Origin of the sequence: Franzmannia pantelleriensis, assembly GCF_900102875.1 — a bacterium.
Classification (GTDB): domain Bacteria; phylum Pseudomonadota; class Gammaproteobacteria; order Pseudomonadales; family Halomonadaceae; genus Franzmannia; species Franzmannia pantelleriensis.
Window position 1 is genome coordinate 353,214 of sequence record NZ_FNGH01000002.1, and the last position, 17,677, is coordinate 370,890.

Below are 17,677 nucleotides of genomic sequence, written 5' to 3' on the forward strand. Positions count from 1 at the left end.
ACATGACAGAGCCGCGCCGCATTCACATACTCAATCCGCGCCTGGCCAACCAGATCGCCGCAGGCGAAGTGGTCGAGCGTCCCGCCTCGGTGGTCAAGGAGCTGATCGAGAACGCTATCGACGCCGGCAGTGGCCGTATCGAGGTCGAGCTCGAAAGCGGTGGGGCCAAGCTGATTCGCGTACGCGATGACGGCAGCGGCATCGCCGAGGATGATTTGCCGCTGGCGCTATCGCGCCACGCCACCAGCAAGATCGACAGTCTCGAGGACCTGGAAGGCGTGGCCAGTCTCGGCTTTCGCGGCGAGGCGCTGGCCTCGATCAGTTCGGTGTCGCGGCTGGAGCTGGTCTCCAATGCCGCCGAAGACCCCCAGGCCGGCTGGCGCGTGGTAGCCGAGGGGCGTGAGATGCAGCCGCGGGTGACCCCGGCGCCGCACCCTCGTGGCACCAGCGTTGGCGTGCGTGATCTGTTCTTCAATACCCCGGCGCGACGCAAGTTCCTGCGTACCGAGAAGACCGAATTCGGCCACGTCGAAGAAGCCTTCCGGCGCTTGGCACTGTCGCGTTACGACATCGGCTGGACCCTGCGTCACAACCACAAGACCGTGCATCAGCTGCGCCCGGTGAGCGATGCCGCGGCCCGCGAGCGGCGCATCGCCGCGCTGCTGGGCAGCAAGTTCATCGACAACGCCCTGCACCTCGACCTCGAGAGTGGCGGACTGCGGCTATGGGGGTGGGTCGGGCTGCCCACCCATGCCCGCGCCCAGGCCGACCAGCAGTATTTCTTCGTTAACGGCCGGGTGGTGCGCGATCGGCTGGTGGCTCACGCCATTCGTCAGGCCTATCGCGATGTGCTGTTCCACGGTCGCCACCCGGTATTCGTGCTCTATCTCGAACTCGACCCCAGCGTGGTCGACGTCAACGTGCATCCCACCAAGCACGAGGTGCGCTTCCGCGACGGCCGCCTGGTCCACGACTTTCTGTTCTCCAGCCTGCACCGCGCGCTGGGTGAGGCGCGGCCCAATGACACGGCGGATGCCACCGACGACGAGCCTCAGGCTCAGGCGCACGCGGTGGCTGGGAGCGACGCCACGGCTTGGCAGCAGCAGCCCATGGCGCTGCGTGAGGGCATTGCCGAGTCACGGCCCGGCGCCGACCGCGTGCGTCAGTTCATGGCCGGCTATCGGGCACTGCATCCCGAGCACGAAGAGACCCTGCTGACCCCGCAGCCGGCGCCGCCGGGCGGCAGTGCCGCCGAGGTCGCACTGGCCGAGCGCCATGACACAGCGGTTGCAGGGACGAGTGAGGAGCCTGAGGCGCGAATGACACCCGCTCCGTCGCTTGGTCAGGATGACCCGACGCAGGCCCCGCCGCTGGGCTATGCCATCGCCCAGCTGCACGGTGTCTATATCCTCTCTCAGTCGCAGCGTGGCCTGGTGATGGTCGACATGCATGCCGCCCACGAGCGCATCGTCTATGAGCGCATGAAGACCCAGGTGCACGGCGGAGCGCTCGATGCTCAGCCTTTGCTGGTGCCGGTGTCGCTGGCCGCCAGCCCCGCCGAAGTGGCCACCGCCGAGGCTGAGCACGAGGCGTTTACCCGGCTCGGTGTCGAACTCGACGTGGCCGGGCCCGAGACGCTGCTGGTGCGCCAGGTGCCGGCGCTGCTGGGTGACGCCGACGTCGAGCCGCTGGTGCGCGACATGCTCGCCGACCTGGAGCGCTACGGCCGCTCGGATCGCCTCGAGGCGCGTATCAACGAGCTGCTCTCGACCATGGCCTGCCACGGCAGCGTACGCGCCAACCGCAAGCTCAGCGTGGCCGAGATGAACGCCCTGCTGCGCGACATGGAGCGCACCGAGCGCAGCGGCCAGTGCAACCACGGTCGTCCGACCTGGACCGAGATGAGCATGCACGACCTCGACAAGCTGTTCCTGCGCGGCCAGTAGTCACCTATCTTTGTCATTTACCGACGTAGCGAGAAGCGCCGGGGGCAGGGCGAAGAGGAGGTTCTGCGCCATGGATGGCGCAGGTAGCGCCCAGGGATGGGTTTACAGCGCCTCCTCGAAGGCCTGCCGCCGGATCAGCTTCTCCACGCCAAGCTGCAAGTGAGCCGTAAGAGAGCACTCAACGCCCCATGCCCGATATGCGCCCCCCTGCCATCCTGCTGGTCGGCCCCACCGCCGCCGGCAAGACCGACCTGGCCATCGCCCTCCACGAGCGCCTCGGCTGCGAGCTGATCAGCGTCGACTCGGCGATGGTCTACCGTGGCATGGACATCGGCACCGCCAAGCCCTCCGCCGAGGAGCTGGCCCGCGCCCCGCACCGCCTGATCGACATTCGTGATCCCGCCGAGCCCTACTCGGCAGCGGAGTTTCGCGACGACGCCCTGCGCGAGATGCGACAAATCAGCGCAGCCGGCGCCATTCCGCTGCTGGTCGGCGGCACCATGATGTACTACAAGCGGCTGCTGGCCGGGGTCGCCGAGCTGCCGGCGGCGAACCCCGAGGTGCGCGCCGAACTGACGCGGCAGGCCGATGAGCAGGGGCTCGGCGCCCTGCATGATGAGCTGGCCAGGGTCGACCCCGCGGCGGCACAGCGCATTCATCGCAACGATCCCCAGCGCCTGATGCGTGCGCTCGAGGTCTATCGGCTCAGCGGCCGCTCGCTGACCGAGCACTGGCAGTCGCAGTCCATCGAAACCTTCCCCTGGCGTACGCTGTCGATAGGACTGGCACCGCTGGATCGCAGTGTGTTGCATCAGCGAATTGCGGCACGTTTCGATGCCATGCTGGCCGCTGGTTTTGTCGACGAAGTGGCGAGGCTGCGCCAGCGGCGCGACCTGCACCCGGGGCTGCCGTCGATCAAGAGCGTCGGCTATCGGCAGGCCTGGGAGGCGCTCGAAGCGGGACACGACGCCGACTGGCTGCGCCACAAGGGCGTGGTGGCCACGCGTCAGCTGGCCAAGCGTCAGCTGACCTGGATGCGTAGTTGGGATGGGCTTGAATGGGTCGACAGCCTGGCGCCGGATTGCCTGGATCGTGTCCTGAAACTCGTGCGCCGTCTAGGCAGTTAGCGTAAGATACGTGTTTCGATTGGCTGCCACCTTGGCACCGTTGATGAACCATGCGCCGGCCGTGTCACCGCCGGTGTCATAGAAAAACGACATCACTCAAAGAGACAGTTAGGGAGAGCAAAATGTCCAAAGGGCAGTCCCTCCAAGACCCGTACCTGAACATTCTGCGCAAGGAGCGCATTCCGGTATCGATTTTCCTGGTCAATGGCATCAAGCTGCAGGGGCAGATCGAGTCCTTCGATCAGTTCGTGATTCTGCTGCGCAATACCGTTAGCCAGATGGTTTATAAGCACGCTATCTCGACGGTCGTTCCGTCGCGTAACGTGCGTCTGCCAGCCCAGGATCCTGCTGCGGCGGCACAAGAAGAGAGTTGATCGCGAGGTAGTGATTGTTTTTTGAACGTCCCGACGCCGGTGAAACGGCGATACTCGTCCATATTGATTTTCAGGACGAACAGGAGCGCGAAGATTCCGGTGAATTTCTGGAACTGGTGCGCTCCGCCGGCGCCGAACCGGCTACCCTGCTGACGGGTAGCCGGCATCGGCCCGATTCCCGAACCTTTATCGGCAGCGGCAAGCTTGACGAGCTCAAGGCGCTGATGCCGATTCACCAAGCCGAGCTGGTGATCTTCAACCATTCGCTGAGCCCCTCCCAGGAGCGCAACCTGGAGCGGACGCTCAAGTGCCGGGTGCTTGATCGTACGGGCCTGATTCTGGATATCTTCGCCCAGCGGGCGCGGACCCACGAGGGCAAGCTGCAGGTCGAGCTGGCCCAGCTCGAATACATGTCGACGCGTCTGGTGCGCGGCTGGACCCACCTGGAGCGTCAGAAAGGCGGTATCGGTCTGCGCGGCCCGGGTGAGACCCAGCTCGAGACCGACCGGCGCCTACTGCGTGGGCGTATCAAGTCGATTCACAAGCGTCTCGACAAGGTGCGCAGCCAGCGTGAGCAGAATCGTCGCGCCCGGGCGCGCGCCGAGATTCCCAGCGTATCGCTGGTGGGCTATACCAATGCCGGCAAGTCGACGCTGTTCAACGCCGTGACAGAGGCCTCGGTATACGCCGCGGATCAGCTCTTCGCGACCCTCGACCCGACCCTGCGCCGGCTCGAAGTCGAGGACGTTGGACCGGTAGTGCTGGCCGACACCGTCGGTTTCATCCGCCATCTGCCGCACAAGCTGGTCGAGGCGTTTCGTGCCACGCTGCAGGAGGCCGCCGAGGCCAGCCTGCTGGTGCATGTAATCGACGCCGCTGATCCCGATCGTGATCTCAACGTCGAGCAGGTGCAGCGGGTGTTGCAGGAAATTGGGGCCGATGAGGTACCCTGCCTGCTGGTGATGAACAAGATCGACCTGCTCGATAGCGCGCCGCGCATCGAGCGCGACGGCGAAGGGCGTCCCGAGTCGGTGTGGCTGTCGGCACAGCAGGGCCAGGGACTGGAGCTGCTGGCCGAGGCGCTCTCCGAATGCCTGGCCGACGATGTCATCGATATTGCTCTGACGCTGACGCCGGTCCAGGGCAAGCTGCGCGCCGGCCTGCATGAGCTGGGCGCGGTGCGTGAAGAGCGATTCGACGAGGGTGGCTGCAGTCAGCTCGAGGTGCGCCTGCCGCGCCGCGACTTCCTGCAGCTGATGGCGCGTCTGGGTGAACGCGCCGACGATTACCTGCCCGTCGAGGAGCGCAGCCGCCCGGTCTGGGAGGCCTGACGACTGTTGCTTCGGCGGGATGAAGCGTCGCAGTCGCGACGCAAGCGATAGCGCAACCAATGCTGTTGCCGTATCGGACGCAAGCGTGCCCGGTACCGCAGAGTGATCAACGCATAGTGGAGACGACGTATGGCTTGGAATGAGCCTGGTGGTGGCAACCAGCACGACCCTTGGAGCGGCGGTGGCCGACGCGGTGGCGGCGGTAACGGCGGCGGGGGTGGTGGCGGCAACAATCAAGGGCCGCCCGACCTCGATGAGGCGCTGAAGAAATTTCAGGATAAGCTCAACGGCATGCTCGGTGGCGGTCGCGGCAAACGCGGCGGTGACGGTGGCGGCAACAAGGGGGGCGGTAAGCCGCGCAATACCTTTGCGCTACCTGGCCTGCTGGTGGTGGTAGCACTGGCAATCTGGGCGGCTACCGGCTTCTACCTGGTCGACCAGTCGGAGCGCGGCGTGGTGCTGCGTTTCGGTGAGTATCAGGAGGTGGTGACGCCAGGCCTGCACTGGAATCCACCGCTGATCGACGATGTGCGCATGGTCAATGTGACCCGCGTACGTTCGCTGACCCAGACTCAGTCGATGCTGACCCGCGATGAAAACATCGTCGAAGTCGAGATCTCGGCGCAGTACCAGGTCGCCAGCCCGCGCGACTTCGTGCTCAACGTGCGTAGCCCCGAGCTGTCCATCGAGAACGCCCTGGATTCGGCACTGCGTCACGTGGTCGGTGGTACCGACATGATCGATATCCTGACCTCGGGTCGTGAGATTCTCGGTAGTTCCGTGTCCAGCCGCTTGCAGTCCTATCTGGACAGCTACGGTACCGGTATCCGCCTGCAGACCATCAACATCGAGTCGACCTCGGCACCGCAGCCGGTCATCGACGCCTTCGATGACGTGATCCGTGCGCGTGAGGATCGTCAGCGCACCATCAACGAAGGCATGGCCTACGCCAATGCGATCATTCCGGCCGCCCAGGGTCAGGCACAGCGCCTGATCGAGCAGGGCCAGGGCTATCGTGAATCAGTGGTGGCCGAGGCCCAAGGTCAGGCCAACCGCTTCAACTCACTGCTGGGTGAATACCGGACGTCGCCGCAGGTCATGCGCGAGCGTCTCTACCTGGATGCCATCAGCGAAGTGTTTGGCCAGACCAACAAGGTGCTGATCGATGTCAGCGAAAGCAGCCCGCTGATGTACCTGCCGCTCGACCAGCTGCGCTCCGGCAGCAGTGGCCAGGGTGGTCAGCGTTCCGGCGAGTCGCGCAGCGACGATATCGACCCGCAGGTGATCGAGCGTCTCCGTCAGCAGCAGAGCGGCAGCGGCGGTAGCAGCAACAGTGGTATTCGTCGGGAGGGCCGCCAATGATTAACAACAAGTCATTGCTCATCGTGGGTGGCCTGGCGGCTGCCGCCTGGCTGGCCAGCAACAGCCTCTACGTGGTTGACGAGACCGAACGCGCAGTCAAGCTGCGCTTCGGTGAGGTCATCGAAGAGAACATTCAGCCAGGGCTGCACGTCAAGATCCCCATCACCCAGACGGTGCGCAAGTTCGACACCCGGGTGCTGACGCTGGATACCGATACCAGCCGCTATCTGACTCTCGAGCAGAAAGCGGTGATCGTCGACTCCTACGTCAAGTGGCAGGTGGTCAATCCGACTCGCTACTATGAGGCGACCTCCGGCGACGAGATGCAGGCGGTACGCCTGATCCAGCCGCGGGTTGACGAGAGTCTGCGTAACGAGTTCGGCCGCCTGGATCTTCAGGAGATCATCGCCGAGCGCCGCGACGATCTGATGATCGGGCCTGCCGAGGACCTTGACTCGTTGATGCGCGAAGAACTCGGGGTGTCGATCCGCGATATCCGCATCAAGCGTATCGACCTGCCCGAAGACGTCTCCGCGGCGGTCTTCGACCGCATGCGCTCCGAGCGTGAGCGTGAGGCCCGCGAGTGGCGTGCCCAAGGTCAGGAGGAAGCCGAGCGGATTCGCGCCAACGCCGATCGCCGCCGCCAGGTGCTGCTGGCACAGGCGACCGAGCGGGCCGAGACGCTGCGCGGTGAGGGTGATGCCGAAGCCGCGGCGATCTACTCCGGGGCCTATGAGCAGGATATGGAGTTCTTCACCTTCTATCGCAGTCTCAACGCCTACCGTGAGAGCTTCGAGGGTGACGGCAACATGCTGGTGCTGGAACCGACCAGCGACTTCTTCCGCTACCTCAACAGCGCCAATCCGATGGGCGCTGGCGAGGAGTAAGCGGCCAGGCCCCGGGGTTCACCCCGGGGCCAAACGTGGTAGAATCCGCAAACCGGGCGTGGCCCGGTTTTTTTGTGCATTCGTGGCAGGACAGGACACATGACCATCGCTGACCGCTGGCTGCTCCCCGACGGCATGGACGAAGTGCTGCCGCCCCAGGCGGCCCGCATGGAAGAGTTGCGCCGTGCGCTGCTCGATCTCTATTACCGCTGGGGCTACGACCAGGTGATGCCGCCGCCGGTGGAGTTTCTCGACTCGCTGCTGACCGGCACCGGCACCGACCTCGACCTGCAGACCTTCAAGCTCACCGACCAGCTAACCGGGCGCATGATGGGCGTCAGCGCCGACGTCACGCCTCAGGTGGCACGCATGGATGCCCATTCGCTGCAGCGCCAGGGTCCGGTGCGGCTGTGCTACTGCACCAATGTACTGCGCGCCAAGGCCGACCAGCATCAAGGCGGGCGCAGTCCGGTCCAGGTCGGCGTCGAGCTGTTCGGCCATGCCGGTCAGGAAGCCGATCTGGAGATCCTGCGCCTGGCACTGTCGAGCCTGGCAGTGGCCGGCGCCGGTGAGATCCACCTGGCGCTCGGGCATATCGGCATCTACCGTAGTCTGGTGCAGGCTGCGGAACTCGATACGACCCAGGAGCGTGCGCTCTACGAAGCGCTCGATCTCAAGTCGCCGGGAGAGCTCGCCGCCCGGGTGGCGGAGTGCGTCGCCGATCCGACCCTGGCCGAGATGTTTCTGGCACTGGCCGAGCTTCACGGTGGCGACGAGGTGCTCGAAGCGGCGCGCGGCGCCTTTGCAGAGGCGCCCGCTGCGGTCAATGCGGCACTCGACCAGCTACTGGCACTGAGCGCCGGTGTGCGCGCCGAGTACCCCGAGGTCGAGCTCTATTTCGACCTCGCCGAGCTGCGCGGCTATCAGTATCACACCGGCATGATGTTCGCCGCCTACGTGCCGGGCTACGGCCAGGCGCTGGCCAAGGGCGGGCGCTATGACGATACCGGACGCGCCTTCGGGCGTGCCCGGCCGGCCACCGGGTTCTCCATGGACCTCAAGCTGCTGGCCTCGCTGGCGCTGCAGCCGCCGGCGTGTGACGGCATCTGGGTGCCGGCCGAGGCGGCCGAGCAGCAGGCGGCGACCATCGCGGCGCTACGTGATGCCGGTGAGCGGGTGGTGGTGGCCTTGCCGGGGCAGCGCACCGGCCCCGAGGCGCATCGCTGCAATCGCCAGCTGACCCGCAGCGGCGACGACTGGCAGGTGTCCCCCCTGGGCTGAGGGCCGGGGCAGGCATCGCGCGGATTCTTCGATCAAGAGACCAAAGCAATGGGCAAGAACGTAGTCGTACTGGGCACCCAGTGGGGTGACGAAGGCAAGGGCAAGGTCGTCGACCTGCTGACCGAATCGGCGAGCGCGGTGGTGCGCTTCCAGGGCGGGCATAACGCCGGCCATACGCTGGTCATCGACGGTGAAAAGACCGTCCTGCACCTGATTCCCTCCGGCGTGCTGCGCGACGACAAGATCTGCGTGATCGGCAACGGCGTGGTGCTGTCGCCCGAGGCGCTGATCAAGGAGATCCGCGAGCTCGAGAGCAAAGGGGTGCCGGTGCGTCAGCGGCTGCGTCTGTCGCCGGCCTGCCCGTTGATCCTCTCCTACCACGTGCGCCTTGACCAGGCCCGCGAGAAGGCCCGCGGCATCGCCAAGATCGGCACCACCGGACGTGGTATCGGCCCGGCCTACGAGGACAAGGTGGCGCGCCGCGGACTGCGCCTGGGCGACCTGCAGCACCGCGAACGGTTCGCCTCCAAGCTGGGCGAGGTGCTCGACTACCATAACTTCGTGCTGACCCAGTACCACGGCGAGGCGCCGGTGGATTTCCAGCAGGTGCTCGACGAAGCCATGGAGATGGCCGAGGAGCTGCGCCCGATGGTCTGCGATACCGTGGGCCTGGTCCACGACCTGCGCAAGGCCGGTGAAAACATCCTGTTCGAGGGCGCCCAGGGCTCGCTGCTCGACATCGATCACGGTACCTACCCATTCGTCACCAGCTCCAACACCACTGCTGGCGGCACCGCCACGGGGTCCGGGGTGGGCCCGCTGTACCTCGACTACGTGCTGGGCATCACCAAGGCCTATACCACCCGGGTCGGTTCGGGGCCATTCCCCACCGAGCTGTTTGATGACCACGGCCGTCATCTTGCCGAGCGCGGCCACGAGTTCGGTGCCACCACCGGCCGCGCACGCCGCTGCGGCTGGTTCGATGCCGTGGCGCTGCGCCATGCAGTGCAGATCAACTCGGTCTCCGGGCTGTGTCTGACCAAGCTCGACGTGCTCGATGGCCTGGAGAATATCCGCGTCTGCGTCGGCTATCGCAGCAAGGATGGCGACGTGCTCGACACGCCGGTGGACTCTGAGGGCTATGAGGCGATCGAGCCGCTCTATCAGGACCTGCCGGGCTGGAGTGATTCGACCCTGGGCATCAAGCGGGTCGAAGACCTGCCGGCCAACGCGCGTGCCTACATCAGCTTCCTCGAGGAGCAGGTCGGCACCAGCATCGACATCATCTCCACCGGGCCGGACCGTAACGAGACCATCGTGCTGCGCAATCCCTTCGACGGCTGATGGCCGCGGCCTTTGGGTCGCCTGAAACGCAACGAGCCGCCCCGATGGGCGGCTCGTTGCGTATTGGGCTTGTTATTTGGAGCCTGGCTATTCGAGTGCCGCCGAGAGATCGCGGCTGCCGATGGCGTCTCGGGCACTGTCTTCGGTAAGCAGCTGGCGTAAGGTCTGGGAAGCCAGCTGGCTGTCGCCCTCGATGACGCCCTCCAGCCAGATCAACGCCTGCTCGTTATTGGCACTCTCCAGGCCGTTAGCAGCTAGATAGGCTTCCGCCAGCGCCAGGCGCGCGCTCTCATGGCCCTGCTCGGCGGCGGCCAGCAGCAGGTCGCTGCCGCGCGCGGCGTCATACTCGAGCACCTCGCCACGTAGGTACTCGCGGCCGAGTATCGCCTGGGCGCCAGGGTGGCCATTGTCCACCGCCTCCTGCAGGTAGTCGAGGCCGCGCTGGGTGTCCTGGGGCAGGCCCTCGTCGCCGTGCAGGTAGGCCTGGCCGAGGAGCAGGCGCGCGCCGCTGTGGCCGGCCTCGGCGGCCTGAGTGATTAGCTGCATGCCACGCTCGGGGTCGTCGCCGGACTCGATCAGCAGTTCGCCGAGATCGGCTTGGGCACCGTCGTGGCCGCCGGCTACGGCACGCTCCAGGTAGTCGCGAGCGTCAGCCTCGTTACCGGCCTCGAGCTGCAGGCGGCCGAGGCTTGCCGCGGCGCCGGGATGACCGGCGCGATCGGCGCGCTCCAGCCAGGCGCGGGCCTGATCGACGTTGGCGGCCACTCCCCGGCCTTCGAGATAGGCGCGGCCGAGATCGGCCATGGCGCCGGGGTGGCCATCTTCGGCAGCATCGACCAGCGCCTCGATGTCACCCGCCGCGCCGAGATCGCGCTGGGTGTACATCAGGGCATCGCCGGCCGATTCGTGGCCTGCCTCCTCGGCCTGGCGCAGCCAGTAGGCGGATTGCTGCAGGTCGCGTTCTACGCCGTCGCCGTGGCGGTAGGCGCGGCCCATCACCACCATCGCATAGTCGTCGCCCTGGCGGGCGGCATCTTCGAGCAGGCCGATCCCCCACTCGGGTTGCAGTTCGCCTTCGATGCCCGCCAGATAGGCCTCGCCGAGAATGGTCATGGCGGTGGTGTCGCCGGCCTCGATCGCCTCACGCAGCAGGCGCTCAGCGCGCGACGGGTGATAGTCGAGTGTTTCACCCTCGAGGTAGGCCTCTCCGAGTAGGCGCTTGGCGCTAGCCTGGCCCTGGCGCGCTGCCTCGCGTAGCAGGGTTTCGGCCTGGCGCGGGTTACCGGCCACGCCGCGACCCTCGAGGTAGACCTCGCCAAGCTGCATGGTGGCATAGGCGTGGCCCAGCTCGTGGCCGCGCTGCAGGTAATCGATCGCCTGCAACGGCTGCGAGGGGAGGTGCTCGTTGCTGAGGTAGAGCTCGCCGAGCAACGCCAGGGCATAGCCATCGTCCTGCTCGGCGGCCTGCTCGAGCAGGGCGACGGCCTGCTGCGGATTGCTGGCGATGCCGTCGCCGTCGAGATAGGTCTGCGCCAGGCTGACCGCGGCATTGGCCGAACCGCGCTCGGCGGCACGTTCGAGCCAGGCGATGCCCTGGCCGTCGTGGGCCGAGCGCTGCAGCAGGTGGTCGCCAAGCAGTGCCATGGCGTCGATATCGCCCTGTCCTGCGGCGGTCTCCAGCAGGCTGATGGCCTGGGCCTCGTCGCCGCTGTCGAGCAGCAAGCGGGCGGCCTGGGTCTGGGCGCCGGGCTCGCCGGACTCGGCGGCCGCTAGCAGCCAATCGAGGCGCTGCTGCGAGTTGCCGTCGAGCAGCCCATCGTCGCCATAGAGGCGTGCCAGGCGCTGCATGGCGCCGGTATCGCCGGCTTCGGCGTCGGCCTGTAGTCCGGCGGCGGCCTGTTCGGCGTACTGCCGTGAGCGCTCGGGGTCATCGACCAGCCAGCCGTCGGCGCGGTAGGCCTCGGCCAGGGCCAGCTGGGCGCGCGCGTCACCGCGTTCGGCGGCACGTTGGTAGAGGCGGCGTGCCAGGCGCGGGTCGGCCTGGACGCCGTCGCCACCCTCGACCATCAGTTCCGCCAGGGTGATCTCGGCGTCGCGTTCGACCTCTGCGTCGATGGCCTGCCACAGCAGGTAGTAGGCCAGGGCGTCGTTGTGTGCCACGCCGTCGCCTTCGAGGTAGAGCTTGGCCAGGTTGAGCGAGGCGTGGCCCCGTGAAGACGACGGCATCTCCAGCGCCTCGGCGTAGTGGCGTGCTGCCTCGGCGGGGTCACGTTCGACGCCGAGGCCGTTATCGTACATCCGCCCCATGTGGTAGGAGGCGGGGGGGAAGCCGAGATTGATCATCTGGCGCAGCTGGTCCTCGGCACGCGCGTAGTCGCCATCCTCGATGAGGCGCTGGGCATAGTTGATGCGGTTCCAGTCGTCCCCGCTCATATCGGCCTCGACACTGCCCTCGAACCAGTGGCTGTACTGCGCGGGCAGGGCGGTAGCGTGGTTCTCTCCGGGCAGTGTGCCGCCTGAGCTAGCACAGCCGGCCAGGCCGACCATCAGGACCAGTCCGGCACAGGCGGGCAGTCGGCGCCAGGGGGTGACGAGAGTACGTGGGTCGTGTGGTCGTTGCATGGTGAATTCCTTCCCGATCGGGGATTGGGCGACGCTCAGCGTGCCGCAAGGCCGTCGAAGCCTTGGGTGGTGGGGACGTCGTCGTCGATGATGACCTGCTGCTGCGTCTCGGGTGGCATCACATAGAGCGTCATGTAGCCACCGGCACTGCGGTTATAGAGCGGACGCAGGCGGGGCAGGAAGTTGGCGATGCGCGGGTCATCGAAGCGCGTCTGGTAGAGCTCCATCCAGACGAAGTACTGCGGATCCTGCAGGAAGCCGCCGTACTGCTCGAGGGGCACGTCCTCGCCGAGGTTGGCCGGGTCCTCGATGGCCTGCATGGCGAAATCCACGGCGTCGTGGATGCTACGCCCGTCGATCTCGAGGGCATGGATCTCATAGCCCTGACGGGCGACGATCTCCATGATTGGAATCAGGTAGAGCAGCGCATAGTTCTGGTAGTGGGTAGCGCGCCGGCCGCGGGCTACCTCCAGCGGCAGGGCGCCCTCCTCGGTGAGGTCGTGGAGCGCCGAGTAGACGGCACTGACGCCGATCTGGAACAGCGCATCGTCTTCCAGCAGTACGCCAACCATCGCCGCGTACAGGGCACGGCGGTAGAAGTGGTTGTTGCAGCAGCTGTTGCCCTCCTCACCGGGGATGCTGATATGCCGCTCGCTGAGGCGCTTGAGCCAGTCCTCGACGTCGGCTTGTTCCTGCTCGCGGCCATCGACGTGCGGGCGTACCACCGAGTAGGCCATGGCGGCGGCGAAGATCATCGACTCGGTGGCAAACCACGCCTGGGGTTCCATCGACTCATAATGGAAATCCATCAGCGCATCGTTGACCGCCCAGCGTTCGAGGAAGCGCACCAGGCAGTCGGCGTAGTAGTCGTCGCCGGTGGCAACGAAGCTGCCAGCCAGCTGCGAGACGCTGTCCTCGAACTGGAACAGCGGTTCAGAAGCCAACTGCCACTCCTCGGGATTGGGATAGTAGCCGGGTACCCGCAGCCGCGTGGTGATGGGCGGGATGCTCAGCAGCTGCTGGCAGCTGGTGCCGGTGGCGAGTTCGTCGAGCTCTTGTAGCAGCAGCGCGTTGGAGGTGTCGTCGAGCAGTGCCATGCGCGACTCGACGTCGAAGTAGCCGGCGTCGGGATCGCTGACGGTGTAGTCGGAAAGATCCAGCGCCTCGCGTTCGGCAAGGGTCAGGGCGTTGGCACTCGATGCCGCGGCGAGCAGCGCAGTGCCGGCCAGGCCGCACAGTACCGAACGCCTATGAAGGAGCGATAGAGCATGAGTCGATAGCATGGGCATCATGCTCCTGGCACATACAGGCGGAAGTCGCCGAAATCGGCGTACTGGTCGCGGGGCGTGCGCCAGCCCTCGCCGTGACCGCCGAAGAAGGTGGAGAACATCACTCCTTCGATGCCGACCCGTTCGCTGGTGCGATAGACGATGCCGCGCTGCTCGAGCACCGGCGCGCCGTCGATCCATACCCGAGCGATGCCGTCGTCGCGGTCGGGATGGTTGAGCACCACCTCCTGCTCGATGCTGACCCAGCGGTCGGTAGGGAAGTGCCATAGCCCGCGACCCACCGAGGCACCGTGATCTTCGTCCTGATTGACCACGTACTCGTAGAGTTCGCCCTGGCCCTGTTCGCGCCACATGAAGCGCATCGAGAAGCCGTTCTCACCGTCGGCGGGGTCGCCGCCGCTGGGGCCTTCGCCGCCGTAGAGCCCTGGCAGCTTGCCGCCACGCACGAAGTCGAAGCCGTCGGCGAAACGCACCTGATAGCGCAGGCAGGCGCGCTCGGCGCCGGCCAGTGCGGCGTCCTCGGTATAGAAGCCAGCGCCGCCCTGGCCGCGACCATCGTCATCATCGCCGGGAGAAGAGGTCCCGGCGGGGTAGTGCACGCGCAGCACCGGCTGGTCGAGGCCGCCTTCGCCCGGCGCCAGTACCTCGACGTTATGCTCGGTGCCCCAGTCGCGTTGGGTGTCGAAGCCGCGCCGCACCGCCTGCTTGGGGGTAGTCGCATCGCGTGCCGGACGGTGATGGACGACCTCGCTGTAGCGTGCCGAGCAGCGCTCTGAGGCCGCCACGCTCAGGCCATCATCGACATCGTCGGCGGCCAGCGGCAGTGACGCCATCAGCGCCGTCGCGGCCAGCGTCGCGGTGGCTGGCAGTGCATGGGGGATAGGCATCGCCATCATCAACTCTCCTGGGCTTGCTCGGGGGATTCGTCAGCGTCGTCCAGCGCTGCCCGATAGAGGCGTTCGACGAACTGCGCCATGGCGCGGCCACCCTGCCATACCCACTCGGCGCCGGCGGCTAGCACCGGTTGCTCGGCAAAGCGCACGTCGACCGGCTGGCCCACGGCATCTGCCGGCAGGGTGGTCTCGGGCACCAGCAGCACGCTGGCGACGTTCTGCTGCTGACGAACCCAGTCGGGGAAGCCGGCGCGTGGCTGGCGTTCGACGTCGAGTGCCACGCTGCGCACCCGGGCGCGAATCGGCTCGGAGGCGTAGGGCAGGGCGACATAGGCGACCTGCTCGGGCTCGATACGGGCGATATCGCTCATGTGCACCAGTGCCTCGACCATCACGTCGTCGTCACCGGTACGAATCAGCGTCATGATCCGCTCGCTCTCGTTGATATAGGTGCCGTCGGCGCTCGACAGTGCCCAGGCCACCAGGCAGTCGCAGGGGCTGGTGATCTCGTTCATCGACATGCGCGACTGCAGGGCGCTGATCCTCGAGCTCTCGTAGTCGCGGGTAGTCTCGAACTGTTCGACCCGGGCCCGGGCGATCTCCGGCGAGGCGGTCTCGTAGTTGACGGTGTCGCCGCTGGCCGGCTGGGTCGAGTTGACCAGGCTGACCTGCTGGGCGTTGGGGTCATCGAGGCTGGCCTGGAGGTTGTCGATCAGCTGCGAGTTGTAGCGGTGCGAGGCCTGAGCCAGGATCAGGTCCGATTCGAGATCGCTGTTGTTGACCCCGGTCAGGTACTCGTCGCGTTCGACGCGATCCCCGGCCTCCCACCCATGCTCGCGCAGGATTCCCGCCCCGGGGGCGCGGATATCGATACGCGGGGCGGTGACCGCGGCGAAGCTTGGCTCGATCAGCATGAAGTTGCGGTACGCGGTGGCGGCGGCGGCCACCACCAGTACCCCGGCCGCGGCGAACAGCAGCGCGTAGCGCCCCCACGGCTTGGGTGGCCGCCCCGGCGGCGTAGTGCCGGTGGTCTGCTTGCGCTTGCGTGGGGTCTGCGGATCCTCCTCGCTGACCAGCCGCTCGATGCTGGCGTGCCGGCCGCTGAGGTAGGCGCGTACGACCTGGCGTAGCAGCTCGAGGTGGGGCGGGTCGATGGCGGTGATCTGGAAGGCCAGCTTGTGATCGCCATGCTGCTCGAACGGATGACAGCGCAGGCAGCGGGCCTGCAGTGGAATGATCAGCTCGGCGCCGCCGGCCTCGACCAGCAGACTGGCGTCGACCAGGCTGTCGATGCCAAGGGTGGTGTCGGCGTGGGCGGCGAAACCGCCCAGTGAAAGATCCAGCCCGTTCAGGCGGCGACCGTCGGCCAGCTCGACCCGGAACGGCGGCGAGATGCGCACGTGCTGGCGCTCGTCGCGGCGCTCGTGGTGTAGCGAACGACCGGCGCGGGGAACGTCGCGATGGATATGCGGTTCGCGCTGGTCAGGGGGCTCGGACGCGCCGCCGTGATTGTCCCGCGCTGCCGGCGTGTCGTTCAGGTAGCGACGTCGTCCGCCGAGGGTGGGTTCATTGCGATCATGATGACCGGGAGATCGTGGGTCCATGTGACTGGCTCCTTGCAAACGCAAATCGGGTAGGTCATCAGCGGCCGTTGAGGCCGCCGGTGTCCTGGAAAATGTTCAACGACACGGCATCCGGCGGTGCCAGTACGCCGGTGGCCAGCACCAGCACGAACAGCAGGCTGGCCATGTAGACGCCGTGCATGAAATGGCCCATGCGACGCTGTCGACGCGCTGCGCGAGGGCTGTCGGGCTCGCCGGCGGAGATGCCCTGGCGCGACCATTTCTGACGATTGAAGCGAAAACTCACGTAGGTTTTGAGCAGTGCACCGCCGATCTGGTTGTAGTAGAGCAGCGGCACCCACAGCAGGCTGAAGCGACCGCGCTGCCAGGCCAGGACCAGTGCCGCGATGGTGCGTGTGAACAGGATCCACAGCAGGTAGGCGAAGATGAACGATGGACGCACGAAGGCGGTCACCAGAATGGCCACCGTCGGTCCCACCAGGGTGGTCCACATCGACAGCCGCTGATCGACCAGGCTCCACCAGGTGAACAGCCCCATCGGCCTCGGCCCCAGGGCAATGGCGCGGTTGCTGGTGCGCAGCATGTTGCCGTACCAGCGGCGCATCAGGTCGAGGGTCGAGGCAAAGAAGCGGCGCCGATCGGGGAGCTCCTCGAAGCCTGCGACGTAGACGTCGGGCAGATAGCGCATCTTCCAACCGCGCTTCAGCAGCCAGTACCAGGTCGATTTGTCGTCGCCGGACAGGAACTTGAAGTCGCCAAAGCGCCAGTGCTCGACGTGATCGTTCTCGACCAGCTCGATGAAGCTGGGGTGGGTCGCCAGCTCGGCACGGAACACGCTATAGCGGCCGGTCAAGACCAGCAGGCGCTCGGAGAGCGACATCGAGCTCATCACCAGGTGGCGCTGGGCGTAGCGCAGGTCGTACCACTCCTTGGTGGCGTCGTCGCCGGTAACGATAGCGTTGTTGTTGGTGGTCAGCGCACCGAGATCGTCCTGCAGGGCGAAGAACGGCAGCGAGCGTGCCAGGGTGCCGACCTCGAGACGGATATCGCCATCCATCGATACCAGCAGGGCGTCAGGCGCCGGCATGCAGCGCGAGATGGCGCGCAGCACCTCGGCCATCGCCGAGCGCTTGCCATCGCCCTTCTGGAACATGTAGCGCACCTCGATGTTGGCCGGCCAGCCGTGTTCGTCGAGCACGTGGTCGATCACATCGACGTCGCTGCGATCGGAGATGGCAGCGAAGATCAGCGTCGGCACGCCATAGTCGCGGACCTCTCCGATCAGCGCATCATAGACCGCGAAGTTGACCTCCGGCTCGATGCGGTAGGAGGTGCACAGCACATATAGCTCGCTGGGCATGCCGGTAGCACCCAGCGCGTCAGCCTCGGCGCGTAGCTGAGGAAACACCTGGCGGTTGTACCATACCGAGCGCAGCGCCTGGACGAACCACCACGAGTAGCGCCAGATGCCGATGGCGCCGATCACGAAGAAGAAGCTCTGCGACGCCGGCGAGAAGATGTCGCGAGGCAACTCGCTGATCAATACCACCAGCAGCGCCAGCCCGAACAGCAGCACGGTGACCTCCGTCGCCCAGCTGGCGACGGAGGGTTTGAGGGGTGAAGGTCGCATGCCGACTC

The 17,677-nt window shown here is 66.3% G+C and carries 13 protein-coding genes; 8 read left to right on the top strand and 5 right to left on the bottom strand.

All coding sequences use genetic code 11. The annotated features are described in order from the left end of the window. Nucleotides 1-2: 2 nt before the first annotated feature. The 8 genes from mutL to BLT16_RS03685 all read left to right on the top strand — a co-directional run bounded on the left by mutL (nt 3) and on the right by BLT16_RS03685 (nt 9,652). Nucleotides 3-1,946 carry a DNA mismatch repair endonuclease MutL gene (mutL, locus tag BLT16_RS03650; RefSeq protein WP_089657165.1) on the top strand — a complete coding sequence of 648 codons (1,944 nt, stop codon included), beginning with the start codon at nt 3-5 and terminating at the stop codon, nt 1,944-1,946. 188 nt (nt 1,947-2,134) lie between these two features. Beyond that, nucleotides 2,135-3,073, top strand: a complete 939-nt coding sequence (gene miaA / locus BLT16_RS03655) for a tRNA (adenosine(37)-N6)-dimethylallyltransferase MiaA (RefSeq protein ID WP_089657166.1) — start codon at nt 2,135-2,137, stop codon at nt 3,071-3,073. Nucleotides 3,074-3,195: 122 nt separating this feature from the next. After that, complete coding sequence (hfq, locus tag BLT16_RS03660; protein WP_089657167.1) at nt 3,196-3,447, top strand: RNA chaperone Hfq; 252 nt, start codon at nt 3,196-3,198, stop codon at nt 3,445-3,447. A gap of 14 nt (nt 3,448-3,461) precedes the next feature. Further along, complete coding sequence (hflX, locus tag BLT16_RS03665) at nt 3,462-4,778, top strand: ribosome rescue GTPase HflX (RefSeq protein WP_089657168.1); 1,317 nt, start codon at nt 3,462-3,464, stop codon at nt 4,776-4,778. A gap of 129 nt (nt 4,779-4,907) precedes the next feature. Further along, nucleotides 4,908-6,140: an FtsH protease activity modulator HflK gene (gene hflK / locus BLT16_RS03670; protein WP_089657169.1), complete on the top strand. Its 1,233-nt coding sequence runs from the start codon at nt 4,908-4,910 to the stop codon at nt 6,138-6,140. Further along, nucleotides 6,137-7,027: a protease modulator HflC gene (gene hflC, locus BLT16_RS03675; RefSeq protein WP_089657170.1), complete on the top strand. Its 891-nt coding sequence runs from the start codon at nt 6,137-6,139 to the stop codon at nt 7,025-7,027. The genes hflK and hflC overlap by 4 nt, the downstream gene beginning before the upstream one ends. 99 nt (nt 7,028-7,126) lie before the next feature. Then, the gene (locus tag BLT16_RS03680; RefSeq protein ID WP_089657171.1) at nt 7,127-8,308 is read left to right on the top strand and encodes an ATP phosphoribosyltransferase regulatory subunit; all 1,182 of its coding nucleotides are present in this window, start codon (nt 7,127-7,129) and stop codon (nt 8,306-8,308) included. A 48-nt stretch (nt 8,309-8,356) separates the two neighbouring features. Next, entirely contained in the window at nt 8,357-9,652 is a 1,296-nt protein-coding gene (locus BLT16_RS03685) for an adenylosuccinate synthase (protein ID WP_089657172.1), read from the top strand. A gap of 87 nt (nt 9,653-9,739) precedes the next feature. Here the strand turns inward: BLT16_RS03685 and BLT16_RS03690 are convergent, their stop codons facing one another. From BLT16_RS03690 to BLT16_RS03710, 5 genes are read right to left on the bottom strand one after another with little or no spacing between them, the layout of a single operon-like run. Further along, nucleotides 9,740-12,274: a tetratricopeptide repeat protein gene (locus BLT16_RS03690; RefSeq protein ID WP_089657173.1), complete on the bottom strand. Its 2,535-nt coding sequence runs from the start codon at nt 12,272-12,274 to the stop codon at nt 9,740-9,742. A gap of 35 nt (nt 12,275-12,309) precedes the next feature. After that, nucleotides 12,310-13,557 carry an alginate lyase family protein gene (locus BLT16_RS03695; protein WP_089657287.1) on the bottom strand — a complete coding sequence of 416 codons (1,248 nt, stop codon included), beginning with the start codon at nt 13,555-13,557 and terminating at the stop codon, nt 12,310-12,312. A gap of 5 nt (nt 13,558-13,562) precedes the next feature. Continuing rightward, nucleotides 13,563-14,456 carry a polysaccharide lyase gene (locus BLT16_RS03700; protein ID WP_176817148.1) on the bottom strand — a complete coding sequence of 298 codons (894 nt, stop codon included), beginning with the start codon at nt 14,454-14,456 and terminating at the stop codon, nt 13,563-13,565. A gap of 2 nt (nt 14,457-14,458) precedes the next feature. After that, nucleotides 14,459-16,060 (bottom strand): HlyD family efflux transporter periplasmic adaptor subunit, encoded by a 1,602-nt coding sequence (locus BLT16_RS03705; RefSeq protein ID WP_089657174.1) that lies wholly within the window; start codon nt 16,058-16,060, stop codon nt 14,459-14,461. 37 nt (nt 16,061-16,097) lie between these two features. Further along, nucleotides 16,098-17,669 (bottom strand): glycosyltransferase, encoded by a 1,572-nt coding sequence (locus BLT16_RS03710; RefSeq protein ID WP_089657175.1) that lies wholly within the window; start codon nt 17,667-17,669, stop codon nt 16,098-16,100. Nucleotides 17,670-17,677: the final 8 nt, after the last annotated feature.

What these genes read in the sequence shown, in the direction of transcription:
- mutL (WP_089657165.1), top strand. Translation starts at nt 3, where the DNA reads ATGACAGAGCCGCGCCGCATTCACATACTCAATCCGCGCCTGGCCAAC.
- miaA (WP_089657166.1), top strand. Translation starts at nt 2,135, where the DNA reads ATGCCCGATATGCGCCCCCCTGCCATCCTGCTGGTCGGCCCCACCGCC.
- hfq (WP_089657167.1), top strand. Translation starts at nt 3,196, where the DNA reads ATGTCCAAAGGGCAGTCCCTCCAAGACCCGTACCTGAACATTCTGCGC.
- hflK (WP_089657169.1), top strand. Translation starts at nt 4,908, where the DNA reads ATGGCTTGGAATGAGCCTGGTGGTGGCAACCAGCACGACCCTTGGAGC.
- hflC (WP_089657170.1), top strand. Translation starts at nt 6,137, where the DNA reads ATGATTAACAACAAGTCATTGCTCATCGTGGGTGGCCTGGCGGCTGCC.
- BLT16_RS03680 (WP_089657171.1), top strand. Translation starts at nt 7,127, where the DNA reads ATGACCATCGCTGACCGCTGGCTGCTCCCCGACGGCATGGACGAAGTG.
- BLT16_RS03685 (WP_089657172.1), top strand. Translation starts at nt 8,357, where the DNA reads ATGGGCAAGAACGTAGTCGTACTGGGCACCCAGTGGGGTGACGAAGGC.
- BLT16_RS03690 (WP_089657173.1), bottom strand. Translation starts at nt 12,274, where the DNA reads ATGCAACGACCACACGACCCACGTACTCTCGTCACCCCCTGGCGCCGA.
- BLT16_RS03695 (WP_089657287.1), bottom strand. Translation starts at nt 13,557, where the DNA reads ATGCTATCGACTCATGCTCTATCGCTCCTTCATAGGCGTTCGGTACTG.
- BLT16_RS03700 (WP_176817148.1), bottom strand. Translation starts at nt 14,456, where the DNA reads ATGGCGATGCCTATCCCCCATGCACTGCCAGCCACCGCGACGCTGGCC.
- BLT16_RS03705 (WP_089657174.1), bottom strand. Translation starts at nt 16,060, where the DNA reads ATGGACCCACGATCTCCCGGTCATCATGATCGCAATGAACCCACCCTC.
- BLT16_RS03710 (WP_089657175.1), bottom strand. Translation starts at nt 17,669, where the DNA reads ATGCGACCTTCACCCCTCAAACCCTCCGTCGCCAGCTGGGCGACGGAG.